This window comes from Pseudomonas sp. 203-8, from assembly GCF_020708595.1.
Taxonomy (GTDB): domain Bacteria; phylum Pseudomonadota; class Gammaproteobacteria; order Pseudomonadales; family Pseudomonadaceae; genus Pseudomonas; species Pseudomonas aeruginosa.
On sequence record NZ_JAJFDF010000001.1, the window covers coordinates 435,430 to 460,669 of the forward strand.

The 25,240-nt window shown below is 65.0% G+C and carries 22 protein-coding genes; 7 read left to right on the plus strand and 15 right to left on the minus strand.

Going from position 1 to position 25,240, the window contains the following annotated elements:
* Positions 1–6 precede the first annotated feature (6 nt).
* From tatB to LJF27_RS01960, 5 genes are all read left to right on the plus strand, one after another.
* A complete protein-coding gene (tatB, locus tag LJF27_RS01940) occupies positions 7–432 on the plus strand; it encodes a Sec-independent protein translocase protein TatB (protein WP_003115042.1) in 426 nt (141 codons plus the stop codon).
* The gene (tatC, locus tag LJF27_RS01945) at positions 429–1,232 is read left to right on the plus strand and encodes a twin-arginine translocase subunit TatC (RefSeq protein WP_003095896.1); all 804 of its coding nucleotides are present in this window, start codon (positions 429–431) and stop codon (positions 1,230–1,232) included. Before tatB ends, tatC begins: the two co-directional genes overlap by 4 nt.
* Positions 1,229–1,936: a 16S rRNA (uracil(1498)-N(3))-methyltransferase gene (locus LJF27_RS01950; protein WP_023110489.1), complete on the plus strand. Its 708-nt coding sequence runs from the start codon at positions 1,229–1,231 to the stop codon at positions 1,934–1,936. The genes tatC and LJF27_RS01950 overlap by 4 nt, the downstream gene beginning before the upstream one ends.
* Positions 1,937–2,147: 211 nt before the next feature.
* Complete coding sequence (locus LJF27_RS01955) at positions 2,148–4,091, plus strand: methyl-accepting chemotaxis protein (protein WP_023110490.1); 1,944 nt, start codon at positions 2,148–2,150, stop codon at positions 4,089–4,091.
* 109 nt (positions 4,092–4,200) lie between these two features.
* On the plus strand, positions 4,201–4,662 hold the full coding sequence (locus tag LJF27_RS01960) for a UPF0158 family protein (protein WP_003095904.1): 462 nt from the start codon (positions 4,201–4,203) through the stop codon (positions 4,660–4,662).
* A gap of 7 nt (positions 4,663–4,669) precedes the next feature.
* Here LJF27_RS01960 and LJF27_RS01965 read toward each other — a convergent pair whose 3' ends face one another.
* The 7 genes from LJF27_RS01965 to pip form a co-directional block, all read right to left on the minus strand.
* Positions 4,670–5,404 (minus strand): amino acid ABC transporter ATP-binding protein, encoded by a 735-nt coding sequence (locus tag LJF27_RS01965; protein WP_003095906.1) that lies wholly within the window; start codon positions 5,402–5,404, stop codon positions 4,670–4,672.
* Positions 5,397–6,359 carry an amino acid ABC transporter permease gene (locus LJF27_RS01970; protein WP_003103450.1) on the minus strand — a complete coding sequence of 321 codons (963 nt, stop codon included), beginning with the start codon at positions 6,357–6,359 and terminating at the stop codon, positions 5,397–5,399. Before LJF27_RS01970 ends, LJF27_RS01965 begins: the two co-directional genes overlap by 8 nt.
* Before the next feature lie 65 nt (positions 6,360–6,424).
* Positions 6,425–7,225, minus strand: coding sequence for a transporter substrate-binding domain-containing protein (locus tag LJF27_RS01975; RefSeq protein WP_003095910.1), 801 nt, complete (start codon positions 7,223–7,225; stop codon positions 6,425–6,427).
* A gap of 237 nt (positions 7,226–7,462) precedes the next feature.
* A complete protein-coding gene (mdoH, locus tag LJF27_RS01980; protein WP_003103448.1) occupies positions 7,463–10,048 on the minus strand; it encodes a glucans biosynthesis glucosyltransferase MdoH in 2,586 nt (861 codons plus the stop codon).
* Complete coding sequence (locus LJF27_RS01985) at positions 10,041–11,618, minus strand: glucan biosynthesis protein G (protein WP_003095915.1); 1,578 nt, start codon at positions 11,616–11,618, stop codon at positions 10,041–10,043. The genes mdoH and LJF27_RS01985 overlap by 8 nt, the downstream gene beginning before the upstream one ends.
* Positions 11,619–12,074: 456 nt before the next feature.
* Positions 12,075–12,512: a D-aminoacyl-tRNA deacylase gene (gene dtd, locus LJF27_RS01990; RefSeq protein WP_003103447.1), complete on the minus strand. Its 438-nt coding sequence runs from the start codon at positions 12,510–12,512 to the stop codon at positions 12,075–12,077.
* On the minus strand, positions 12,509–13,480 hold the full coding sequence (pip, locus tag LJF27_RS01995; protein WP_023116800.1) for a prolyl aminopeptidase: 972 nt from the start codon (positions 13,478–13,480) through the stop codon (positions 12,509–12,511). Before pip ends, dtd begins: the two co-directional genes overlap by 4 nt.
* Before the next feature lie 181 nt (positions 13,481–13,661).
* Between pip and LJF27_RS02000 the strand changes: the two genes are divergently transcribed.
* On the plus strand, positions 13,662–14,138 hold the full coding sequence (locus tag LJF27_RS02000) for an NUDIX domain-containing protein (RefSeq protein WP_003095920.1): 477 nt from the start codon (positions 13,662–13,664) through the stop codon (positions 14,136–14,138).
* A gap of 4 nt (positions 14,139–14,142) precedes the next feature.
* Here LJF27_RS02000 and LJF27_RS02005 read toward each other — a convergent pair whose 3' ends face one another.
* Genes LJF27_RS02005 through LJF27_RS02015 form a run of 3 tightly spaced genes read right to left on the minus strand, consistent with a single transcriptional unit; the run spans position 14,143 to position 16,711 of the window.
* Entirely contained in the window at positions 14,143–15,042 is a 900-nt protein-coding gene (locus LJF27_RS02005) for a transporter substrate-binding domain-containing protein (protein ID WP_003103446.1), read from the minus strand.
* 42 nt (positions 15,043–15,084) lie between these two features.
* On the minus strand, positions 15,085–15,435 hold the full coding sequence (locus LJF27_RS02010; RefSeq protein ID WP_003095925.1) for a RidA family protein: 351 nt from the start codon (positions 15,433–15,435) through the stop codon (positions 15,085–15,087).
* 25 nt (positions 15,436–15,460) lie between these two features.
* Positions 15,461–16,711, minus strand: coding sequence for a D-amino acid dehydrogenase (locus tag LJF27_RS02015; protein WP_023116801.1), 1,251 nt, complete (start codon positions 16,709–16,711; stop codon positions 15,461–15,463).
* Between the two features lie 64 nt (positions 16,712–16,775).
* Between LJF27_RS02015 and LJF27_RS02020 the strand changes: the two genes are divergently transcribed.
* Entirely contained in the window at positions 16,776–17,732 is a 957-nt protein-coding gene (locus LJF27_RS02020) for a LysR family transcriptional regulator (protein WP_078465400.1), read from the plus strand.
* Between the two features lie 62 nt (positions 17,733–17,794).
* On the opposite strand, the gene LJF27_RS02025 is transcribed toward LJF27_RS02020, so the two are convergent.
* From LJF27_RS02025 to LJF27_RS02045, 5 genes are read right to left on the minus strand one after another with little or no spacing between them, the layout of a single operon-like run.
* The gene (locus LJF27_RS02025) at positions 17,795–18,664 is read right to left on the minus strand and encodes a tetratricopeptide repeat protein (RefSeq protein WP_078465401.1); all 870 of its coding nucleotides are present in this window, start codon (positions 18,662–18,664) and stop codon (positions 17,795–17,797) included.
* Positions 18,665–18,672: 8 nt separating this feature from the next.
* On the minus strand, positions 18,673–19,542 hold the full coding sequence (locus LJF27_RS02030) for a tetratricopeptide repeat protein (RefSeq protein WP_004352479.1): 870 nt from the start codon (positions 19,540–19,542) through the stop codon (positions 18,673–18,675).
* 8 nt (positions 19,543–19,550) lie between these two features.
* Positions 19,551–20,432: a tetratricopeptide repeat protein gene (locus LJF27_RS02035; RefSeq protein ID WP_003115526.1), complete on the minus strand. Its 882-nt coding sequence runs from the start codon at positions 20,430–20,432 to the stop codon at positions 19,551–19,553.
* Positions 20,433–22,670 (minus strand): type VI secrection system-dependent phospholipase D effector PldB, encoded by a 2,238-nt coding sequence (gene pldB / locus LJF27_RS02040; RefSeq protein ID WP_019396198.1) that lies wholly within the window; start codon positions 22,668–22,670, stop codon positions 20,433–20,435.
* Positions 22,667–25,039, minus strand: a complete 2,373-nt coding sequence (locus LJF27_RS02045; protein WP_023111962.1) for a type VI secretion system tip protein VgrG — start codon at positions 25,037–25,039, stop codon at positions 22,667–22,669. The genes pldB and LJF27_RS02045 overlap by 4 nt, the downstream gene beginning before the upstream one ends.
* Between the last annotated feature and the right edge of the window lie 201 nt (positions 25,040–25,240).

Here is a 25,240-nt window from a genome sequence, read left to right on the forward strand (position 1 = left end):
CCATCGATGTTCGGAATCAGCTTCAGCGAACTGTTGCTGGTCGGGCTGGTCGCCCTGCTGGTGCTCGGCCCCGAGCGTCTGCCGGGCGCCGCACGTACCGCCGGCCTGTGGATCGGCCGCCTGAAGCGCAGTTTCAATACCATCAAGCAGGAAGTGGAACGGGAAATCGGCGCGGACGAGATCCGCCGGCAACTGCACAACGAGCACATCCTCTCGATGGAGCGCGAAGCGCAGAAGCTGCTGGCCCCGCTGACCGGTCAGAATCCCCCGCAGGAAACCCCGCCGCCGGCGGCCGAGAGCCCGGCGCCGAGCGTACCCACGCCGCCGCCGACCAGCACGCCTGCGGTTCCGCCCGCGGACGCCGCGGCACCGCCGGCAGTCGCTGCCTCCACTCCCCCTTCGCCACCGTCCGAGACGCCGCGTAATCCATGAGCGCCGATAAACCCGAGCAGCCCGAGCACGACCAGGAAATGCCCCTGGTCTCGCACCTGACCGAACTGCGTACGCGCCTGCTGCGCAGCGTGGCGGCGATCTTCCTGATCTTCGCCGGCCTGTTCTACTTCTCGCAGAAGATCTACACCCTGGTCTCCGAGCCGTTGCGCCGCTTCCTTCCGGAAGGCACCAGCATGATCGCCACCGACGTCGCCTCGCCGTTCCTCGCGCCGTTCAAGCTGACCATGGTGGTGGCGCTGTTCCTCGCCATGCCGGTGATCCTCGCGCAGGTCTGGGGCTTCATCGCGCCCGGCCTGTACAAGCACGAGAAGCGCGTGGCGCTGCCGCTGCTGGTGTCCAGCATCATCCTGTTCTACGCCGGGATGGCCTTCGCCTACTTCCTGGTGTTCCCGATGATCTTCCACTTCTTCGCCAGCGTGACGCCCGAGGGCGTGGCGATGATGACGGACATCAACAGCTACCTGGACTTCGTCCTGACTCTGTTCTTCGCCTTCGGCGTCGCCTTCGAGATCCCGGTGGCCACGGTGCTGCTGATCTGGATCGGAGTGGTCGACGTCGAGTACCTGAAGAAGATCCGCCCGTACGTGATCATCGGCTGTTTCGTGGTCGGCATGGTCCTGACCCCGCCGGACATCTTCTCCCAGACCATGCTCGCGGTGCCGATGTGGCTGCTGTTCGAGATCGGCCTGCTGTTCGGCCGCCTGGTACGCAAGCGCGGCGAGCATCCGGACGACCAACCGGCCAGCGACGGCGACCAGCCTCCGGCCACCCGCCAGTGAACCTGCTGCTCCTCGACGACGCCGACTTCGTGTCGGCGGATCGTGCGGTCCTGCACGATCGCCGCCTCAAGCACCTGCACGAAGTGCACCGCGCCGAGAACGGCGACACCCTGCGGGTCGGCCGCCTCGGCTGCTGGATGGGCGAAGGTCGCCTGCTGAAGCTCGACGCCAGCGAGGCGATCCTGGAAGTGCACTTCGACCAGCCGCCGCCGGCCAAGCTGCCGATCACCCTGCTGCTGGCCTTGCCGCGACCGAAGATGCTCCGCCGGGTGTTGCAGACCATCGCCGCGATGGGCGTACCGAAGCTGGTGCTGCTGAACAGCTACCGCGTGGAAAAGAGCTTCTGGCAGACCCCGTTCCTCGACCCGGCGGCGATCCGCGAGAACCTGGTCCTCGGCCTGGAGCAGGCCCGCGATACGGTGCTGCCGGAAATCATCGTCGAGAAGCGCTTCAAACCCTTCGTCGAAGACCGCCTGCCGGCCCTGGCCGCCGGCAGCCTCGGCCTGGTCGGCCATCCCGGTCCCTGGCCGGCCTGTCCGCGCGCGGTGGAGAAGCCGGTGACCCTGGCGATCGGCCCGGAAGGCGGCTGGATTCCCTACGAGGTCGACAAGCTGCGCGAAGCCGGACTGCATCCGGTGCAGCTCGGCGAACGCATCCTGCGCGTGGAAACCGCGGTCAGCGCCCTGCTTGCGCGGTTGTTCTGAAAAAACTCCGGTAAAAGACTGAAGGTTTTCCCCGCCCGGCCGACATCCTCTGTCGCGCAGGGCTCCGCACGACAACCATAAGACCTCGCCCGCCGGCCACGTACCGGCCCTCCGCGCCCGCACGCCGGACGCGACGACGCTGAGCCATTACCTGTTCCGCCACGCCATGGGGCTGCCAACCCAGGGTGTCGCACTGCCTGGAGTAATGACGATGTACGATTGGTGGGTTCTCCAACTGGCCAAGCTGAGCGTCAGCCGCAAGCTGATGGTCGGTTTCGGTGTCCTCCTCGCGCTGCTTCTGCTGGTGGTGATCAGCAGCAACCGCACCCTCACGCACCAGACCGCCCTCAGCGAGCAGCTCGCCGAAGTCGCCAGCCTGATGGAACAGACCCAGCAAGCCGAACAAGGCCGCCTGGCATTCGAAGCCGGCAGCGACCCGCGCCAGGCCGAGCAGGTCCGCCAGACCCTGGCCGGGATGCTCCAGCGCCTGCAGGCGCTGCGCGACAGCGAGCTTGACCCGGCCGCCCTGGCCCACCAGGCCGAAGCCATCGAAGCCTACCGCAAGGCTTTCGACGACCTCGCCGCAGCCGATCAGCAACGCAGCGCCGCCCGTGGTGTGCTGGTGGGCACTGCACAGCAGGCGCTGGACAGCTTCGCCCGCCTCGAGGAACTGATGGACGCCAGCCTCGCGCAGCAGGCCGGCGACCCGCAGGCGTTGCAACGTAGCCGTGCGGTGGCCGACCTGCACCAACAGTTGCTCATGGTGCGTTACCAGGTGCGCGGCTACGTCTTCGAACGCAGCGACAAGGCCGAGCAGGCCGCGTTCGCCGCGTTCGACGCCCTCCGCCAGGCCGCCACGACGCTGCGTGGCCAGTTGCCCGGCGAGGCCGATGCGGCGCTGGAACAGGCCATGGGCAGCCTCCAGGGCTATCGTGGCGGGATCGAGCAGTTCCGTGCCAGCGTCATCCGCACGCGCCAGGCGCAGCAAGCGATGCAAAGCAGCACCCAGGATATGGCCCGGGCCGGCCGGACCCTCACCGAAGCCGGTCGCCAATTGCGCGAGAGCACCGCCAGCCGCGACCGCGCCAGCCTCTGGCTGATCGCCGCGCTGGCCCTGGCCTTCGGCTGCGTCGCCGGCTGGGCGATCAACCGGCAGATCGTCCGGCCGCTGGACGAAGCCCTCGCGCAGGCCGAGGCCATCGCCGCCGGCGACCTCGGCAAGCGTCCGCAGAATCCCCTGACCCTCCAGCGCCGCGACGAACTGGGCCAGTTGCAGCGAGTCATGCAGCGCATGGGCGACAGCCTGCGCGAGCTGGTCGGGCGGATCGGCGACGGCGTCAGCCAGTTGGCCAGCTCCGCCGAGGAACTCTCGGCGGTCACCGAGCAGACCCGCGCCGGGGTCAACAGCCAGAAAGTGGAGACCGACCAGGTCGCCACCGCCATGCACGAGATGGCCGCCACCGTGCAGGACGTCGCGCGCAACGCCGAACTGGCTTCCCAGGCCGCTCGCCAGGCCGACGAAGAGGCGCGCCAGGGCGACGCGGTGGTCGACCAGGCGGTGACCCGCATCGAGCGCCTGGCTAGCGAAATGGACGTTTCCAGCGAAGCCATGGCGCGCCTGAAGAACGAGAGCGAGCAGATCGGCAGCGTCCTCGACGTGATCAAGTCGGTGGCCGAGCAAACCAACCTGCTGGCGCTCAACGCAGCCATCGAAGCGGCACGCGCCGGCGACGCCGGACGCGGCTTCGCGGTGGTCGCCGACGAGGTCCGCGGCCTGGCCCAGCGCACCCAGCAGTCCACCGCCGAGATCGAGGGCCTGATCCAGCGTCTCCAGCAGGGCGCCGGCGAAGCCGCCGAACGCCTGGAGAACAGCCGCTCGCTGACCGCCAGCACGGTGGAACTGGCGCGCCGCGCCGGCGCCGCGCTGGACAGCATCACCCGCACCGTCTCCGACATCCAGAACATGAACCTGCAGATCGCCACTGCCGCGGAGCAACAGAGCACGGTGGCCGAGGAGATCAACCGCAGCGTCCTCAGCGTACGCGACGTCGCCGAGCAGTCGGCCGCCGCCAGCGAGCAGACCGCCGCCTCCAGCGGCGAGCTGGCGCGCCTGGGCACGCAGTTGCAGGCACAGGTGGGACGCTTCCGCCTGTAACATCCCGAGAGGATCCTCCTTGCATCGGCAGCCCCTCCCGTCCATCGAAAGCGGACAGGAGGGGCACCTTTGCGTAGGATCAGGCTTTCGCCTTTTGGGAGATGACGCCATGCGCCCGATGACCATCGATATCGACGAACTGGCCTTCGCCCTGGATACCCCGGGAATTGACCACTACCTCGACCTGTACAGCGGCAAGGTGCTGCTGATCTCCGCCGAGGCGCCCGATCCCGAACTGGACGCATTGCTGGAAAACGAGCCGGAACGCCTGCTGCTGATCGACCCGCTGAGCACCACCCAGTCGCTGGGACTGATGCAGGATTTCCTCCGCGAGGTGGAAGAGCCGCACGCCTATGCGACGCTCGCCAACGCGCTGCAGAGCCGCAAGCCGTTCAAGGCCTTCAAGCACTCTCTGATGGAGTACCCGGAACTGTTGCAGGACTGGTACCGCTACCAGAACGAGCGCCTGCGCGAATGGGCGCTGGACTGGCTGGAGGACAACGATATCCAGCCGGCCGCGCGGCAGAGTCCGACGTCGCTCCTGCCGCCGCCGGGCAAGCCGTTCGCCTAGCGCGGTACTAGAGGACCTGACGGAGGAAGGCCTGGGCCCGCGGGTCCTGCGGATTGTCGAAGAACTGCGCCGGCGGCGCGTCCTCCAGCAGCTTGCCGTGGTCGAAGAACAGCACGCGGTCGGCCACTTCGCGGGCAAAGCCCATCTCGTGGGTCACGCAGACCATGGTCATGCCTTCCACGGCCAGGGTCTTCATGACGTCGAGGACTTCGCCGACCATCTCCGGATCGAGCGCCGAGGTCGGTTCGTCGAACAGCATCACCTTGGGGTCCATGCACAACGCGCGAGCGATCGCCACGCGCTGCTGCTGGCCGCCGGACAGGCGCGAGGGATATTCGTCGGCCTTCTGCCCGATGCCGACCTTGGCCAGCAGCGCCCGCGCCTTGGCCTCGCGCTCGGCCTTGCCGCGCTTGCGCACCACGCGTTGGGCCAGGCAGAGGTTCTCGAGCACGGTCATGTGCGGGAACAGGTTGAAATGCTGGAACACCATGCCGACTTCGCGGCGGTAGGCATTGATGTCGGTCCTCGGGTCGGCCAGGTCGACGCCGTCGATGCTCACCGAGCCTTCGTCGAACTCCTCCAGGCCGTTCAGGCAGCGCAGGAAGGTCGACTTGCCGGAACCGGACGGACCGATCACCACCAGTACCTCGCCCCTGGCCACGCGGGTACTCACGTCGTCCACCGCGCGCACTACCTGGCCGCGGGTATCGAAGACCTTCAGCAGGTTGCGTACTTCAATCACTTTGTCCGAGCCTCCGCTCCAGTCGGGATGCCATGTGCGAAAGGGGCAGGTTCAACAGCAGGTACAACGCGGCGACGCAGAACCAGATCTCGAAGGTGGAGAACGAGGTGGTGATCGCCTCGCGGCCGCTCTTGGTCAGTTCGGTGATGGCGATCACCGAGACCAGCGAGGTGTCCTTGACCAGGCTGATGAACTGCCCGGCCAGCGGCGGCAGCACGCGCTTGAAGGCCTGCGGCAGGATCACGTAGCGCATCGACTGGCCGGCGTTCAGGCCCAGGGAGCGGGCGGCCTCGTTCTGTCCGCGGGCGATGGACTGCACGCCGGCCCGGATGATCTCGGCCACGTAGGCGCCGGTGAACAGCGCCAGCGCCGCAACCCCGGCGAACTCGCGGGACAGGTTGAGCACGGTGCCGATGAAGAAGTAGAAGATGAAGATCTGCACCAGCAACGGCGTGCCGCGCACCAGCTCGACGTAGATCGTCGACAGGTCGTGCAGGGTCGGGTTCTTCGACAGCCGGCAGAGGCCGGCGACCAGGCCGATAGCCAGACCGATGGCACCGGACACCAGCGATAGCCAGAGGGTGGTCCACAGGCCCCAGAGCAGTGGGCCGGCGGCCCAGTGGCGGGTCACCCCGACCGCGTCGCCCTCGGCCACGTCGTCGCCTTCGGAGAATTGCAGGCTGTCCTGGGCGACGGTCACGACCTGCTTCTCGCCGCTCTCGCCAAGCAGCGTGACGCGCGCGTCCCTGCCCTGTTCCTCGATAGCCTCGACCCGGCCGATCTCGTTGGCCCGTAACGGCTCCTCGGCCTGGTAGGCGAAGTACTGCGGAACGCGGTTCCAGCGCCATTCATAGGAAATCAGCGAGGTGGAGAACCACAGCGCCCAGGCCAGGACCAGCAGGATCAGCCCGGTCAGCAGGTGCCAGGGCCAGACGGAACGTTTCTTCTTGGTCACGGAAACTCTCTCGAACGATGGAATGCGCAGGTACGACGGCCCCCTTCGCGGGGGCCGTCAGCGGTTCATTCCATTTCCTTCAGCCACTCGGTGTTCTTGAACCACTTGTCGTGGATGCGCTGATAGGTGCCGTCTTCGCGGATCTGATGGAGGAAGTTGTTGATGAAATTGATGCTGTCGTAGTCGCCTTTCTTCAGGCCGAACGCCAGCGGCTCGTAGGTGAACGGCTGGTCGAGGTAGACCAGCTTGCCGGCGCCGAACTTGCTCACCGCCACCACGTTGTAGGGCGAGTCGTAGATGAAGGCGTCAGCCTTGCCGTTGACCACGTCCATCACCGCTTCCGGCTCGTTGTCGAAGCCGTGGTACTTGGCCTTGCTGATCAGCTTGCGGGCAACGATCTCACCGGTGGTGCCGATCTTCGAGGTGATGCTGTACTGCGGATCGTTCAGGTCCTTGTAGGACTTGATCTTGCCTTCCAGTTCCTTGCGCACCAGCAGGGTCTGGCCGACCACGATGAAGGGCTCGGAGAAGTTCAGGCGCAGGTTGCGCTCCTGGGTCAGGGTCATGCCCGAGCCGATCATGTCGAACTTGTCGGTCAGCAGCGCCGGGATGATGCCGTCGTAGCTGGTGGAGACCAGCTCCAGCTTGACGCCCATGGACTTGGCCATGGCCTTGAGCAGGTCGACTTCGAAGCCGATGATCTGGCCACGCTTGTTGGTCATCTCGAACGGCATGTAGGTCGGGTCCATGCCGACCCGCAGGGTGCCGCGCTTGACCGCGTCCTCCACCGCGCCGGCCGCCTGGACCGAAGCCACGCCCACCAGGGCGCAGACGCCCAGAACCAATGAAGCAAGATACTTTTTCATTCCCCAATCCCCAGCAGTCTTAGAAACACAGTCGTCGAACGGATGCTCTCGTCGTGTCGCCGTCCCGGGCGGGCAGCAGGCCATGACCGGCTGCGCAAAAGGCGGCCGATAGTACCTCAGCTGGCGAACGATACGAGACTTTCTGGATTGCCGGCGCAGGGTAACAGCAGCGCCGCACGGGGAAAACAGGCAAGAAACAGACCATGCCCCCGGCGGCGTTCCGCCGGGGGCATGGGATCAGGACTGGGCGGCGGGCAGCAGGCCGGCGTCGCCGGGCACTACCTGGGCCAGCGGTACGCTGGCGGCGTGGGGGTCGTCCGCCTCGGCCTTGCGCCAGCGGCCGAGCCAGTCGTCGCGGTCCTCTTCCCAGACCCGCGTATGCAGGCGCGAAAGTGCTACCGGGTCACTCAACAGAGCCAGGCGCGTGGCGCCGTCGAGCTGTTCCGGGCCCTTATCGATGGCCTTGCCGATACGCTCGCCGCGCACCGTCTCGATGGCCTGCGCACGGTTGTGGCGAGCCGTGCCCATGGCGCAGGCCAGGGCGTTGAGCAACGGATCGACGGCGGCCTTGAGGAAGCCATCCTTGAGCGCATGCCAGCGGTTCTCGTAGGTGTACTCGTCGGTGGCGCGCAGCTCGCGCGGCGTGTCGTACTCCTCCGGGATCAGGAACAGCTTTTCGTCGCGGGCGCGCAGGCCCAGCTTCACCCGGCTGGAGATCACCGATACCGGGATCGACAGGATCAGCGAACCGACGATCGGCGACAGCCACCACAGGAAGCGCGGGTTGAGCCAGGCCACCAGCAGGGTCCAGGCGATACCCAGCAGGGTCTGCATGCCGTGCCGGCGGATCGCCTCGCTCCAGGGCGTGGCGTCGTCGTCGCGCTGCGGCGAGTTCCACTGCACCGACCAGCCGAGGAAGGCGGCCAGCACGAAGCGGGTGTGGAAGAGCATGCGCACCGGCGCCAGCAGCACCGAGAAGAACATCTCCAGGAGCATGCTCAGGGTCACCCGGATCACCCCGCCGAAACCCTTGGCGCCCTTGGCCCAGATCAGCATTACGCTGAGCAGCTTGGGCAGGAACAACAGGGTCAGGGTGGTGGAGAACAACGCGATGGCCTTCTCCGGATGCCACTGCGGCCAGATCGGGAACAGCTGCCGCGGTTCCAGGAAGTACTGCGGCTCCATCAGTTGGTGCACCGCCAGCAGCGCGGTGGAAAGCACCAGGAAGAAGAACCACAACGGCGCCGACAGGTAGGACATGACCCCGGTGAGGAACACCGCGCGGTGCACCGGGTGCATGCCCTTGACCAGGAACAGGCGGAAGTTCATCAGGTTGCCGTGGCACCAGCGGCGGTCGCGCTTGAGTTCGTCGAGCAGGTTCGGCGGCAGTTCTTCGTAGCTGCCGTCGAGGTCGTAGGCGATCCACACGCCCCAGCCGGCACGGCGCATCAACGCAGCCTCGACGAAGTCGTGGGACAGGATCGCGCCGGCGAACGAGCCCTTGCCCGGCAACGGCGCCAGGGCGCAGTGGTCGATGAAGGGCTGCATGCGGATGATCGCGTTGTGGCCCCAGTAGTGCGACTCGCCGAGTTGCCAGAAGTGCAGGCCGGCGGTGAACAGCGGGCCGTAGACGCGGGTGGCGAACTGCTGCATGCGCGCATACAGGGTGTCCATGCCGGACGCCTTCGGCGCGGTCTGGATGATCCCCGCCTCAGGATTGGCCTCCATCAGGCGTACCAGCTTGGCCAGGCAGTCGCCGCTCATCACGCTGTCGGCGTCCATCACCACCATGTAGCGGTAGTCGCCGCCCCAGCGCCGGCAGAAGTCGTCGATGTTGCCGCTCTTGCGCTTCACCCGACGCCGGCGGCGACGGTAGAAGATCTTGCCGAAGCCCTTGGTCTCGCGGCACAGCTCGAGCCAGGCCTGCTGCTCGGCGACGGCGATATCCGGGTCGTTGGTGTCGCTGAGGACGAAGAAGTCGAAGCGCTCCATCTCGCCGGTGGCGGCCATCGACTCGACGGTCGCCCGCAGGCCGGCGAATACCCGCGGCACGTCTTCGTTGCAGATCGGCATGACGATCGCCGTGCGGGCGTCGGCGGCGATCGGCTCGCTGCCGGCGCTGCTGCCGGAGATCCGGTAGCGGTCACGCCCGGTGAGCAGCTCCCAGAAACCCATCAGCGCGGTCCAGAAGCCGGCCGAGACCCAGCAGAAGAGGATCGCGAAGAGCGCCAGGATGCCGAACTGGATGACATAGGGCAGCACCTGCTGGACGGTATCCAGCAGGCTCTGCTGGGCCAGCTCCTCCAGGTCGACGAAGGCCCAGCCCTGGTAGGGCAGGATGCCTTTCATGTAGTAGGTGGCGACCGAGGTCTGCGCCAGCATCAACAACAGCAGGATGAACCGGCGCAGCGAGCCGACCCGCTGCCAGCGGGCCCGCGGCAGGGCACGCTTGGGCTTGGGCGGGTTGCTGCGTCCGGTCAGCCGACGCCAGCCGCGCACCAGGATGTTGGTGCGCCAGGGCTCGGGAATCACCTTGGTACGGCGGATCGGCGGGGAAATCTTGAGGAAGGTGCGACCCTGGGCGTCGACGCCGAACATCTCGGCGTCGTCCAGCTCAGGGGTGCCCAGCTGCAGGCGGGCGCGTACCGAGGCCAGGGCGGGATCGCCCCCGGCATCGGCAGCGGCGCCTTCCGCTCCCGCCAGGCGAGCGTGCAGCTCGGAGAAGGAAGCGGACTCGCCAAGCCGCTCCCGCTCCTCTTCCGCCAGGGGAAGATGAGCGAGGTAGTCGGCCAGCGGTGCTTTCGTAGTGGATGGGTTATTCATCGGCAGGCAGCTGATAGCTCCAGGTTTCGCTCAGTGGCTTCTGCGCCTCGTCGACCAGCGCCGCGCGCATTTCCACCGGCTTCTTCGGATCCTTGACCTTGATCCGCAGCGTCAGGCGCCAGCCTTTCAGGACCGGGTTGTAACGCAGGCTGTTCTCCACCACCTCGGCGTTGCTGTCGGTGCTGACCTGGGTGGTCACCGGCGCGTCCGGCGCCAGGTCCTTCAGGGCCGGCCCTTCGAAGTCGACGACCAGGGCGGTGCTGCCGTCCTGCTGGCGGATCAGGTTCTTCTGCTTCACGTCGCCGACCGAGCGCATGGTCTGCTTGACCCAGGAGGATTTCGGGTCGTGCAGCTCGTCTTCATCCATGGTCCAGTGCAGGCGGTAGGCGAAGTCCAGCGGCTTTCCGACCTCAGGCTGGGTCTCGGGGTTCCAGAACGCGACGATATTGTCGTTGGTTTCGTCCGGGGTCGGGATTTCCACCAGTTCCACGGTGCCCTTGCCCCAGTCGCCCTTCGGCTCGATCCAGGCACTCGGACGCAGGTCGTAGCGGTCATCCAGGTCTTCGTAGCGGGAGAACTCGCGGCCGCGCTGGAGCAGGCCGAAGCCTTTCGGGTTCTCCACGCTGAAGGTGCTCACCGACAGGTGCTTCGGATTGTTCAGCGGACGCCACAGCCACTCGCCGTTGCCGGCATGGATCTGCAGGCCGCTGGAGTCATGCAGCTCGGGCCGGAAGTTGTGCTGCTCGGACGGCTGGTTGGAGCCGAACAGGTACATGCTGGTCAGCGGCGCCAGGCCCAGCTTGCTGACCTTGTCGCGGAGGAACACGCGGGCCTGGACATCCATCACCGCATCCTTGCCCGGACGCAGCACGAAGCGGTAGGCGCCGGTGGCCCGCGGCGAGTCGAGCAGGGCGTAGATCACCAGTTGCTTGTCCTGCGCCTTCGGCCGCTCGATCCAGAATTCGCGGAAGCGCGGGAACTCTTCGCCCGAAGGCAGCGCGGTATCGATCGCCAGGCCGCGCGCCGACAGACCGTAGACCTGGCCCTTGCCGACCACGCGGAAGTAGCTCGCGCCAAGGAAGGTGGCGATCTCGTCCTGCTTGTCGGCCTTGTTGATCGGATAGAGCACGCGGAAACCGGCATAGCCGAGATCCTTGGTGGCATTCTCGTCGAACTTCAGGGATCCGAAATCGAACTTGGTGCGATCGTACTTGATCGGCTTGACCGTGGTAGCGGTCACCTCGTTGATCTTCACCGGCGTGTCGAAGTGCATGCCCTGGTGATAGAAGCTCAGCTTGAACGGCGTCTTCAGCTTGCCCCAGTAGGCGCGCTCGTTGATGAAACGGATCTGCTGGTAATCGGCGAATTTCATTTCGCTGAATTCCGATGGCAGGTTGCTGGTCGGCGCGGAATACTTGTCGCCGGCCAGGTCCTTGGCCTTGCTCGCCACGTCGTCGATGCTGAACGCCCATACCGGGGCGGCGACGAATGCCAGCGCGGTCGAGCCGGCAAGCAGCAGGGTGCGCACGCGGGCGCGGAAATCGGTGTTTGAAACGGAACGGAAAATCACGAGGCCCCCTCGTCCGTGAACATGAATTACTGAAGACGCCCTGACCGTTCAGGGGTCTCCGACGGCACCGGAGTGCCGGTCGAACATGGTTTCGCCACATTCGCTGCCAAACCCGATAGATAGCCAGATTTGGCGCGATCTGACAAAAAGAATGCCTGTTTCCAGTCATTCGCGTTACGTGCACCGGGCCTGGAAGACCAGGGGGCATGCCGCTCGTCGGCTAGCGACCCCAGAGGTTCCGACCCTGCCCGGGCGGAATGATTCCCGTCCATTGGGTTGCAGGACGCCCCGCCCGGCATCGGGATGCCGGCCGGCCTGTCCTGTACAGCATGAAATCGGCGTGCGGATGATGCACCGAGGTTGTGACAAAAGGCCATGTATCTGTCACAAAAATTCACCGTTCCGGCCCCGCCATCCCTCCCTGAAGCACCTTGGGGAAAATCCCCTCGACGCCGATCAACTCTCCAGCAGGAAGGTCACCGGCCCGTCGTTGACCAGGTGCACCTGCATGTCGGCGCCGAAACGCCCGGTCGCCACCTGCGGATAGGCCTCCCGCGCCAGTTTCACCAGGTGCTCGAACACCGCCTCTCCTTGCGCCGGCGGCGCCGCGCTGGAGAAGCTCGGACGCAGTCCGCTGCGGGTGTTCGCCGCCAGGGTGAATTGCGAGACCAGCAGCAAGCCGCCCTGCACGTCCAGCAAGGACCGGTTCATCTTGCCCTCGTCGTCGCCGAACACCCTGTAGTTGAGCAGCTTGTGCAGCATCTTCGCCGCGCAACGCTCGCCATCCTCGGGCTCGACCCCGACCAGCACCAGCAGGCCGCGATCGATGGAGCCGACGATTTCGCCGCCAACCTCCACCCGCGCCGCGCCGACGCGCTGCAGCAATGCCTTCATTCGGCCTCCGGCGGCAGGTCGAGCAGTCGCCGGCCGATCTCGTTGGTGGCGCGCACCAGCGCATCGACTATCCCCGGCTCGCTGGCGGTATGCCCGGCGTCGCGGATGATCTGCAGTTCGCTGTTCGGCCAGGCCTGGTGCAGGGCCCAGGCATTGTCCAGCGGACAGATGGCGTCGTAGCGGCCATGCACGATCACGCCAGGCAGATGGGCGATGCGGTGCATGTCCTCGAGCAACTGGTTGGGCCTGAGGAAGCCCTGGTTGACGAAGAAGTGGTTCTCGATGCGCGAGATCGACAGCGCCCTGCCCGGCTCGGTGAAGCGGTCCACCACCATGGGGTTGGGGCGCAGCGTGGCGGTGCGGCCCTCCCAGGTCGACCAGGCCTTGGCAGCGTGCATCTGGGCGATCTGGTCGCTACCGGTCAGGCGCTTGTGGAAGGCCACCAGCAGGTCGCCGCGCTCTTCCGGCGGGATCGGCGCGACATAGTCTTCCCAATAGTCGGGGAACAGGCGGCTGGCGCCTTCCTGGTAGAACCAGTGGATGTCCTGCGGACGGCAGAGGAAGATGCCGCGCAGGATCAGCGCATGGACCCGCTCGGGATGGGTCTGCGCGTAGGCCAGCGACAGGGTCGAGCCCCAGGAACCGCCGAACAGCACCCACTTCTCGATACCCAGGTGCTCGCGCAGGCGCTCCATGTCCGCCACCAGCTCCCAGGTGCTGTTCTTCTCCAGGCTGGCGTGGGGCGTGGAACGGCCGCAACCGCGCTGGTCGAAGGTGACGATACGGTAGAGGTTGGGATCGAAGAAGCGACGCGACAGGGCATCGCAACCGGAGCCGGGGCCGCCGTGGACGAAGACGACCGGCAGTCCGTCCGGCGAACCGCTTTCGTCGGCATACAGCACATGCGGTTCGTCGACGGCCAGCTCGTGGCGAGCGTAGGGTTTAATTTCCGGATACAGAACTAGCATGATGCGCTCCCGAGGCGATGTGTTCGGCCCCCGGCGCAAACGTCGACAGCGGGGCCCGTCCTTTGCTCTGCCGCGCATGATACTTCGGCGCCGGGAAAAAAACCGAGCGGCTTTCATGTCCGCCCCGGTAGAGGGGAAACCATCAATCCAAGCAACGGCGCCTGGCGCCGGGAGAACGAGCATGGCCGAGGCCTTGCGACACCGTATCCGCGCCGCCGGCCTGCTGGTGGTGGAGCAACGCATCCTGCTGGTCCGCCACGAGGTCGGCGGCGACATCTACTGGATTCCGCCCGGCGGCGGCTTCGAGTCGGAATGCGACGAATCGACGAAGGATACCGTCCGGCGCGAGTTTTTCGAGGAGACCGGCCTGCGGGTGGACGTCGGCCCGCTGGTCTACGTGCGCGAATTCGCCGAACCCGCCGCCGGGCGCTTCCACATGGAGCTGTTCTACCGCATCGACGCCTGGCGTGGCGAGCCGACCCTGGCCAACCTGAAGGGCCTGGGCGGCGACGAGTTCGATATCCGCGAGGTCGGCTGGATCGCCCGCGACGAACTGCCTGGCCTACCGTCGTTCTATCCGGCCGAACTGGCCGACGACGTCTGGTCGCGCCTGGACGCGCCGACGCCGTCGATCCGCCACCTCGGCCTGCAGCGCTAGACGCTCACTGCACCGGATCGCTGGTGGGGTTCTCGAGGATCGCCTTCAGCTCCGCGGTCATGGGAAACTCCAGGTTCAACCCCTTGGGCGGGATCGGCTGCTGGAACCAGCGCTGGTAGATGCCCTGTATCTCGCCCGAGCGATACAGCCCGGCCAGGGTCTCGTTGACCAGGGCAAGGAACTGCGGGTCGTCCTTGCGCACCATGCAGCTGTATATCTCCCGCGATTGCGGCTCGCCGACCACCACCCAGTCGTGCGGCTGGCGCGCCTTGGCGCGTTCGCCGTAGAGCAGCGCATCGTCCATGTAGAAGGCCACCGCGCGACCCGATTGCAGCATCTGGAAGGCTTCGCCGTGGTCCTTGGCGCTGACCACGTTCATCCCCAGCTTGTGTTCGGCGTTGTAGTTCTTCAGGTAGCGCTCGTTGGTGGTGCCGGCGGTGGTCACCACGTTCTTGCCCTTGAGGTCGTCGAAGTGGGCGATGCCGCTGTCCTTGCGGGTCAGCAACTGGCCCTTGACGTAGATGAAGCCGTAGGAGAACGCCACCTGTTTCTGCCGCTCGGCGGTGACCCCGGTGGAGCCGCACTCCAGGTCGACGGTGCCATTCTGCACCAGAGGGATACGGGTCTGCGAAGTGACCAGGTTGTACTTCACCTTGAGTTCCGGCTTGCCGAGGGTGCTTTTGAGCCGCTCCACCACCTTGTCGGCCAGTTCCACCGAATAGCCCATGGGCTGGCCGCTGTTATCGCCAAGGTAGGAGAAAGGCACCGAGGCATCGCGATAACCCAGGGTTATCGTGCCGTTGTCGGCAACCTTCTTCAGGGTGCCGCTGAGTTCCTCGGCCTGCGCGGCGCCGATGGCGAGCGACAGGGAGAGTGCGAGAGTGCTGGATACAAGGATTTTCATCGGAGGTTCTGCCTCTTTTTTCTTATGGCTATGGAAAGTAAGTCAGCCCCTGGCCGCCACCACGGTGATCTCCACCAGCACCGACGGACGCGCCAGCTCCGCCTGGACGGTGGTCCGGCTGGGCGCCTGGCCGGTCGGTAACCACTGGGTCCAGACCTCGTTCAGGGCGGCGAAATCGCGGGCGATGTCCTTCAGGTAGATGGTCGCGCTGAGGATACGCTCCTTGCGCGACCCGGCCTCGGCCAGCAGCGCGTCGATCTTCGCCAGCACCTCGCGGGTCTGGCCATGGATATCCTCGGCCTGGCCCGGCACCTGGCCGGAAAGAAATACCAGGGCGTCGAAGCAGACCGCGGCGGACAGGCGGTCGTTGGTGGCGATACGGGTCGGTTCCATGGGAGTGCTCCAGGTCGAGGGGAATTCAGCCAGCCAGCGCGCCGCGCGGAAGCAGGCCAGAGGTATCGATGCTCGGCGGGCGGCGGCCGATCTGCTCGGCCAGCAGGCGCCCGCTGCCGCAGGCCAGGGTGAAGCCGAGCGCGCCGTGGCCGAGGTTGAGCCAGAGGTTGCGGTAGCCGCCGTTGCCCACCAGCGGTACCCCGGTGGGCGTGGCCGGGCGCATGCCGGCCCATTCGACGGCGGCGTCGAAATCGCCGCCCTGCGGGAACGTGTCTCGCGCCTGCTGGCGCAGCAGTGCCAGGCGCGCGGGCTCGAGGCCGGGGTCGAAGCCGACGATGTCGACCATCGCGGCGATCCGCAGCCGCTCGCCGATTCGCGCGTAGACGATCTTGCGGTCGTAATCGGTGATGCTGGTATCCGGCGCGCGGTGCTGCGCGCCGACCGGCAGGGTCAGGCTATAGCCCTTGAGCGGGTATAGCGGCAGGCGCAGGCCCGGCAGCATCAATTCGGCGCTGCGGTAGCCGGCGGCCAGCACCACATGATCGGCCTCGATGAGATCGCCGCCGACCTCGACGCCACGCACCGCCGCGCCGCCCTCGACGATCTTCGTCACCCTGCGGCCATGCAGTTGCCGGCAATGTCCGGAAGCCTGCAGGCGCTCGGCAAGTTGCACGCAGAAGGCATGGCAGTCGGCGACCTCCTCGTCCGGCGTGTGGATGCCGCCGACGAAGGGCGCGTCGGACAGGGCCGGCTCCAACTCGCGGCACTCGGCGGCGGACAGGACGAATTGCGCCGAGGGATCGGCCAGGCCCTGGCGAGCCCGCGCAAAGCTGGCCGGTTGGCGGAACGCCACCAGCTTGCCGTTGCGCCGCCAGTCGAAGCCATCGAGGCCATCCTCCTCGCGCCAGGCCTGCAGGGTGCGCTGGCTGAGCAATGCCAGGCGCAGCAGGTGCGCGGCATTGCGGCGGTTCAGCGAGCCGCGGCAGGCCGCGAGGAAGCCCAGCAGCCAGCGCCACTGAGCCGGATCAAGACGCGGCCGCAGGCGCAACGGCGCATCGTTGCGCAGCAGCCAGCCGAGCGCCTGGGCCGGCACGCCGCTGTCGGCCAATGGCGCCACGTAGCGATAGGACAACTGCCCGCCATTGGCGTAGCTGGTTTCCAGCCCGCCCCGCTCGCGCGCTTCCACCAGGATCACGTCGAATCCTTCGCGAACCAGGGCGTAGGCCGTGGCCAGGCCGACCACGCCGGCGCCGATGATGCAAACCCGCTGAGCCATGACAATCGTTATCCAGGTGTTTTCCAGGGCTTCGACGATAGGTGCGGATGACAGCGGTAGGACAATGAATAAAGATGGCCAGGGTATAAATCCAGGTTATGGGATCGCGCCGATGAAGCTCCGCCATATCGAAGTGTTCCAGGCGATCCGCCAGGCTGGCTCGGTCAGCGGCGCCGCACAGTTGCTGCATGTGTCCCAACCGGCGGTGAGCAAGGTCCTGCAGCACGCCGAGCAGCAACTGGGCTTCCCGCTGTTCTTGCGAGTGCGCGGCAAGCTGCTGGCGACTCCGGAAGCGCTGGAACTGGAGCGCGAAGTGGCCAAGCTCAGCGATAGCCTGCAGGCGGTGCGGCGCCTGGCGCAGAACCTGCGGCGCCAGCCGGGCCACAGCCTGCGCATCGGCGCCACCCCGGCCCTGGCGCTGTCGCTGCTGCCGCGGGCGATCGGCGAATGGAGCGCGCGCTATCCGCAGAGCGGCTGCGAACTGGCCACCTTGCATTCGCGCGAGCTGGTGCAGGGCCTGCTGATGCGCGAACTGGACCTGGCCCTGAGCCTGAAGCAGCCGGAACACCCCGGCCTGCGCGGCGAAGCCATCGCCAGCGGCGTATTGGTGGCCCTGGCGCCGCGCAAACACTGGCCCGAAGCGGAACGCCGGCAGCCGCTGAGCCTGGCCGGGCTGGCCGGCGAAGCGCTGATCGGGCTGTCCACCGCCGACCCACTGTTCGCCCGCCTGGAGGATTACCTCAGCGCCGTGGAGCCACCGCCGCAGGTGAAGATCGCCGTGCAGACCTACGCCCTCGCCCGCGCCCTGGTGGAGGCTGGGGCGGGCCTGGCGCTGGTCGATCCCTTCACCGCCCTCGGCGCCGACCCGCACAGCACCGCGATCCGCCCATTGAGCCCGGCCTTCCCGGTCACCCTCTACGCCATCACCCGCGCCGACGAAACCCCGCCGCACACCCTCGCTCCGCTGCTGCGGATGCTCACCCGCCAGGCCGAGGAGCGTTTGCGGGCCGTGCAGATGTAGCATTTGCCGCCTGGCCTGCCGCTGGAAACCTTGGACGTCGTTCTGGCCCACGCCTCGCGTACTTACCGCTCCGGCTTCCAGTCTGGGCGGTCCACGTCGTAGCCTTGGGTCGGGTGAGGAGGCAGAGGATGGTCCTTTATCAAATTGGGAAAACGCAAATCAGGATCAGCGGCAAGTTGATCGTAAATACCATCATATAGTTTGTGCAGCTTCTCATCGGGGGCGTACCACATTCTATCGACATCAGGACTGGCTTTATCAAAAACACCGGAGATAAATAAAGCCGCACTCTTTCCGCCCTGAGAGACTGACGCCTGATAATAACCCAATGCTTTTGGAAAATTATGCTCTACTATCTTGTAATACGCCCCCAACTCATAACTAGCCGGCGCATGGCCCTGGCTAGCAGCACAGTGAGTATACGCCAACCCCAAATCCTTTTTTTTGGCCACATATATATAGAGCTTACCTAGCTCGGTTAGTGCCGGCGGATTTCCTAGGCTAGCAGCCTTATCAAGAAAAGTAAGTCCGTCAGTTACAGGGTTTTTAACCCCGGCGCGATTTCCAATCATTGCTCCCATATCATAGAACCCCTGAGGCACATCCAGATATATCATCTTTTGATAGAGATCCAATGCCTTCTGCGTATCTTTTTCTACTCCTCCGGGCCACCCTGTACGATAAAGATTCGCCAAGTTGTGCATGGCCTTCCAGTGGCCGCGCTCGGCCGCCTTGCTGTACAACCCGACGATACGAGGCCACGGACGCAAGGTATCGGGCTTGGCCAGGGTCGCCGCTTCGCGATACCAAGCATCGGCCTGCGGGTCCAGAGGGGGTAGATGGTCCTTTTCGTTAACGCAGACAAAAGGCTTGCTGTCAGCCATAGCGGGAACTGCTGCGAGACAAAGTACAGCCCATATTCCAATAGCCATTAGCCGAATCACTGACCCGGCTTCCAGTCGGGTCGAGCTGCGTCGTAGCCCTGGACGGGGTGGGGTGGCAAGGGGTTATCTTTTACCAAATTGGGAAAACGAAGATCGGGGTCGGCATCAATTTGCAGATAGAGGGAGTAGTAGAATTTCTCAAGCTTTTCATCCGGCGTATACCACATTGCACTTGAAGGAGGCGTCCTCTTTCCGAAGACGCGCGAGAGAAAAAAGGCTGCACTCCTGCCGCCTTGAGAGACGGAGACTTGATAGTAGCTAAGTGCCTTTGGATAATTATTTTCAACCAACTCATAGTAGCTTCCAAGCTCATAGCTCGCCGGAGCATAACCTTGACTGGAAGCACAACTGGCATACGCCAGCCCCAATTCCTTTTCCTTGGCCACATAAATATAGAGTTTACCCAACTCGGTCAGTGCTGGCGGGTTCCCCAAACTAGCGGCTTTATCCAAGAAGGTCAGACCATCGGTAGCAGGGTTCTTAACACCGGCACGATTACCAATCATTGCCCCCATATCATAGAACCCCTGAGGCACATCCAGATCTATCATCTTTTGATAGAGATCCAATGCCTTCTGCGGATCTTTTTCTACTCCTCCGGGCCACCCTGTACGATAAAGATTCGCCAAATTATGCATGGCCTTCCAATGACCGCGCTCCACTGCCTTGCTGTAAAGCTCGACGATACGGCCCCAAGGCCGCAGAGTATCGGGCTTGGCCAAGGCGGCTGCTTCGCGGTACCAAGCATCGGCTTGCGGATCCAACGGCGGCAGATGGTCTTTTTCATTAGCGCAGACAAATGGTTTGCTGTTGGCCATCACGGGGACGCCTGCAAGACAGAGCACGGCCCAAAGTCCAATAGCCATCAGCCGCATCACTGCCCCGGTTTCCAGTCGGGCCGATCTGCGTCGTAGCCCTGGGTCGGGTGAGGAGGCAGAGGATGGTCCTTTATCAAATTGGGAAAACGCAAATCAGGATCAGCGGCAAGTTGATCGTAAATACCATCATATAGTTTGTGCAGCTTCTCATCGGGGGCGTACCACATTCTGTCAACATCGGGACTAGTCTTATCAAAAACTCCGGACATGAAGAAGGCAGCATCATCATTTCCTTGGCTTGCAGCAAGAAGGTAATAGCCTGCCGCCTTTGGGTAGTTATGTGCCACCAAACGATAGTACATCGCCAACTCGTAATTGGCAGGAGCATAGCCCTGGCCTGCAGCACAGTTCGTATATTTCAGCCCCAACTCATCCTGACCAGCAACATATATATATAGCCTTCCTAACTCAGTTAATGCTGGTGGATTACCCAAGCTTGCAGCCTTATCGAGAAAGGTAAGTCCATCAGTCGCAGGATTCTTGACGCCAGCACGATTTCCGATCATTGCCGCCATATCGTAGAAACCTTGAGGAACCTTCAAATCGATCATCTTCTGGTAGAGATCTAGAGCTTTCTGAGTATCCTTCTCCACACCGCCTGGCCAACCGGTACGATAGAGGCTCGCCAAGTTATGCATAGCCTTCCAGTGACCACGCTCAACTGCCTTACTGTATAGATCGACGATACGATCCCAGGGACGCAGGGTATCGGGCTTGGCGAGAGCTACTGCCTCCCGATACCATGCATCAGCCTGAGGATCTAGAGATGGCAAGTGGTCTTTTTCGTTAACGCATATAAAAGGTCGTAGTTCAGCCGCCATGACAGGATTTCCCGACAACAAAAAAATCAAGAGAAAAAAACATAATGGACGCATCATTCAGTCCACCGTGAGACCGGGGCTATAAGGTGTCACGACATCCCAGAAGCGAAGCAAGTTAGCTACCAAAGGCTCGTCTTTACGTTGCTGTCTCCAATTCGCATCCATTTTCTGATTCCAGAGTTTGAAGTTTTTTTCGGTTGTCGTAGCCACTTTCTGGGCATGTAGCTCCCACAACTCCTCCCGCATCGCCCTCGCCAAATCCGGATTGGGCTGGGCAACCCCCAACTCGCTGTCGCCATGCATGCTGCGGACATTGATATTGGCCGAGCTGAGCAGGGTATAGAGGTCATCCACCAGCAGCAGCTTGGAGTGCACGTAGATGTGCTTGTAGCGCGCCTTCAGCGGCGGCGCCCCGAGGGCGGCCTCGGCTTCGGCGGACAGGCGCGCTGGCGGCGGGCTGCCGGGGGCAGGGTCGCTGGTGGCCAGGGTGGCGACGACCACCTTGAGGCCGGGTACTTCGACGAGTTGATAGGGCTTGTCGTCCTCGCCGGTGTTCTTCGCCAGTCCGGGAATCTCCTGCGCGCCGAGATCGCCGAGGCGTTGCTCGACTTCCGGCGTCACGCCTTTCTCTTCGAGCGCCTCGATCTTGCGCTCCAGCCGTTCGATGTTGTTTTCCTGGCCGCGCCGGACATAGGGATCGGGATGTAGGTTTTCCCTGACCTGCTTCAACTGCTCCCGCTTTTCCCGCAAGTCATGCGCCAGGTCGCGCTGTACCTGCGGCATCAGTTGCTCCTGGCCCAGGCCTTTCATCATGTCGTAGGTGGTCTTCGAGGCGTCGCTGGAGTCGGGGGTGTTGGTCACGACGAACAGGTACAGGTCGCCGGGCACGCCCCGGGCCTTGCGCACCTGCGCAGTCTTCCGCAGGCGCTCGGCGAAGCCGGCATAACGGAAGTACTGGTTTTCCATGTAGACGTAGTCGGTGGCATTGCCCAGGGCCTTGAGATAGTGCTCCAGGATCGAGCGCTCGTCGTCCTGCGGCTGGGTTCGGCAAATCTGCGCGACGCTGTTGCTGGCGGGCGTGGCGATCTTCGGCAGCGGCAAGGCGTCGCGCTCGGCGGTCAGCGATGGCGTCGAGAACCAGCGCTTGTACCACGGCGTCTCGAGGTCCCAGGCCTCGCTGAAGTTGCGGCTGAGGTCGGCCAGCACCGGGCCCTGGACCTGCATGGAGATATCCTGCCAGGGCCCGAACCCGGGATCGCGACCGGCGGCGCGGTCGTCGAACAGGTGGGCGCTGGTGTCCCAGTAGTTGCGGTGCATGTTGTGACCCATGACGAAGCCGATGGCCTGCGGGCTGCCATAGTCGACCAGGACCATCTTCTGGTGATGGCTGGCGAACTGGGTGAGTACCAGCAACTGGCCGATGCCCAGGTCGTCGATGCCATCGGCGCGTAACAGGTGGATCAGGCTTTGCAGCCGCCCGTTGACGAGGCGCACTTGCTCGCCGTTCATCACCGGTCTGGCCGTCTGCTCGAAGTCGCGGGTACGGAACTCGACGTTCTGCAACCCACCGCCGCGTACCGCCTTGAACCAGTCGCGGGTGAATATCTGCCCCCAGGGATCCTGGCGGGTGCCGCCGGAACCGCGCTTGCCGCCGTAGCCCTGGGCCTCGCTGCTGTCGAGAGTGCGCTGGATCTCGGCGTTCTCCGCCTCCAGCTCGGCGATGCGCGCCCGCGCGTGGGCGGCGCCCCGCGGGTCGAAGCTCGGCAGCCTGCCTTCGCGGTGCAGCCGTTCCGAGCGCTCCAGGGCTTCCTGCTGCCGCGCGATGAGGTTGAGGTTATGCTGGCGCCGCTGCTCCAGTCGCAGCACCTCGTTGTCCACCGCGCTGCCGCTGGCGACGCCCGAGCCCGCCCAGGTGCCGCCGGAACCGCCGACGCCGGCCCCGGGGATGGTGTTTTCCTTGAGCCTGGCGAGTTGGTTGCTCCAGACCAGCACTCGCGCCTGCACTCCTTCGCGGCCCTTCGTCTGCAGCAATTCGCCGATTCGCGGTCCGTCGGGGCGTTTGAAACGCATGGCCGGGTCGAAGCCCCAGGTGATGATGTCGATGCTGTGCCGGGCCGCCTCCATCGCCGCATGCACCGCGTCGAAGGCCGCCTGGCCATTGATCAGCGGCTTGATGTGCACACCCGCGCGCGGCGGGTAGAAAGCCTTGTTGGCGAACCAGTCGAGGGTCAGCCGGACGCTGCCGGCCTGTTGCGCGTATAGCTTGAGGGTCTGCGGTTTGTACAGGTCGCTCATGGCGTGGGGTCATCCTTGTCGGCGGCGCCGGGCCGCGAGGCGTCGCGCCGGTAGGCGTCCGGGGCGGAACGCGGCTTGTGCTGGGGCATTTCCGCCCGGTAGTCGCGGAACCCCTGCTGGGCGAGCCGATCGTCGGCCTGCAGTGCGTCCGGCTGGTCGACCATCTCCACTTCGTAGGCGTGGCCATTGGCGGTCTCGATGCGATAGGTGCGTTCGCCCGGCAGCGGTTCGAAGCTGATTGCGCCGCCTTCGTCGGCGATGCCCTCCTCCTTGAGGGCACCGTTGGCGTAGAGCCGATACGGTTGCCTGGCCGCCGATGCCACGCCGGGCAACGGACTGAGTTCGAAACGCAGGAGTTTCTGCGGCGCTTCGCCGATCTTCTGGGCGATGGCTCCCAACAAGGCGCCTCCCGCCGCCGCGGCGTCGGCCGCGAGCGGTTGCAGCGGCGACAGCGCACGAACGCCGCTACCGATGCCGGGGCTGCCGCCGCTGTTGATCATCACCTGGGCGCCGTCGAGGGTGACACCGCCCGGGTCGAGCCTGGCGAAGCTGCCACCGCCCTTTAGGGTCAGCTCCATGCCTGCCTCGATCACTACCTTGTCGCCGGCCTTGAAATGGATCTCGTCGCCCGCCTCGACGAACTGGCCGGTGCCGATCCTCAGGTGCAACGCGTCGGCGACGCTGAGGTGGTCGGCCGCCTTCAGTTCGACCTTGCGGTCGGCATGGACCGTGCGCTGTTCCTCGGCCCTGAACTCGCTGTAGCTATCGCCCTCGACCGTGTCGTGGCGCTCGTGGCCGACGCGGATCTTCTGGTCGTGCTCGATGTTCTCGTCCCAGTCGCGCTGGGCGTGGACGAAGATCTGTTCCTGGCCCTTGCGGTCCTCGATGCGCAGTTCGTTGAAACCGCCGCCGCCGGGGTAGCTGTCGGTCTTGAAAACGCTGCGGGTCTTGTTCTGCGGCAGCTCGTAGGGCACCCGGTTTTCGCTGTGGTAGAGGCAGCCGGTGACCAGCGGCTGATCCGGATCGCCCTCCAGGAAACCCACCAGGACTTCCATGCCCACCCGCGGGATGGCGACGCCGCCATAGCGCTTGCCCGCCCAGTTGGAGGCGACGCGCAACCAGCAACTGGTGTTGTCGTCGGCCTGGCCGAGGCGATCCCAGAAGAACTGCACCTTGACCCGGCCGTATTGGTCGCAGTGGATGGTCTCGCCGGCGGGGCCGGTCACGACCGCTGTCTGGCAGCCCAGCACGCGTGGCCTGGGATGCTCCAGCGGGGGACGGAAATGCGCGCTCCAGGGAGTGGCGACGAAATGGTTGCGATAGCCCTGGCGGAAATCGCCCCGGCCCTGCGCGACGTCGCTGTCGATCGACTCTTCCAGTACCTGCGGCTGCCGCCCTTCGTGGAGAACCTCGGTAAGCAGCCAGAGATCGTTCCATTCGCCGCGGGGATGCGCGGACAGCGTCAGGAAGTGTCCGCTGAGCAGCGCCGGTTCGTCGCTTTCGCCCCTGGCCTGTAGGTAGTCGGCGCGATGCCGTTCCAGCGCGCGCCGGCTCAGGTGCTTGCCGCGCTCGCGGTGGGTGAAGCGGCCGGGATAGTCGTAGTCCTCCAGGTCCGGTTGCTGCGCCCCGGGCTGCGGGCCATGGGCGGCCTGCATCTGCAACGCGGGTTGCTCGAAGTCGTAGTCGCGCCGGGTAACCCGGCTGGCACGGGTGTCGAAGCGCACGCCGAAGCGCTTGACCACCGGCTGGTCGGCGACCAGCCCGGCGTCCTGCACGTAGGCGACGGGGCGTTGCAGCCGCGGAAAGGAGGTCTGGTCGTCGCCGAAGACCAGCATATGGCCCTGGGCAGAAAACTCATGGTGGTAATGGATGCCCTCCTCCTCGCAGAGCCTGCTGAGGAACGCCAGGTCGGTTTCGTCGTACTGCGTGCAGTATTCGCGGGCCGGGTACGGCGTCGGGCCCAGCTGGAAGCGGTAGGCGTCGGCGAGAATGCCGTGGCCCTCCAGCACCCGGCCGATGATTTCCGGCACGCTGAGGCGCTGGAAGATGCGTTGGTCGCTGCACAGCCCCAGGTAGGCCAGGCGCGGCTCCAGGGTCGCGCGATAGCCGGTCAGGCGCTTGCCGGAGTCCCCCTGGGCGATGCTGGTGAGCTGTCCGTGGACCCCTTGCCCGCTCGGCGAGAGGATCAGGAAGGCCGGCTGGTGCAGCAGCGCGTCGAGGTCCAGATCGGATCGCTCGCTGACCAGCTCCAGGTCGAAGCGAAAGGGCTGGCTGATGGCTTCGCGACCGCGGAAGGCGAGTACCTGGAAGTCGTGCCGGAGGTTTTCGATGCGAAGGCTGAAGTGCGTCTGGTTGGCGGGGGCGAACATTCACTGTCCTCTTGGAAACGCAGCCGTGCGTTCCTGGCGTATTCGGTTCCGGGCGCGACGCGCCTGCGCCCGCGCGATGGAAATGCTGGCCGAGAGGATAGAGGAGAACAGTTGTGCAACTCTTTGCGCACTCGGCCTCCCGGCCGCATCAACGCTGACCTCAATAAATTTGTAACAGAAAATTTCCAGAATGCCGACACG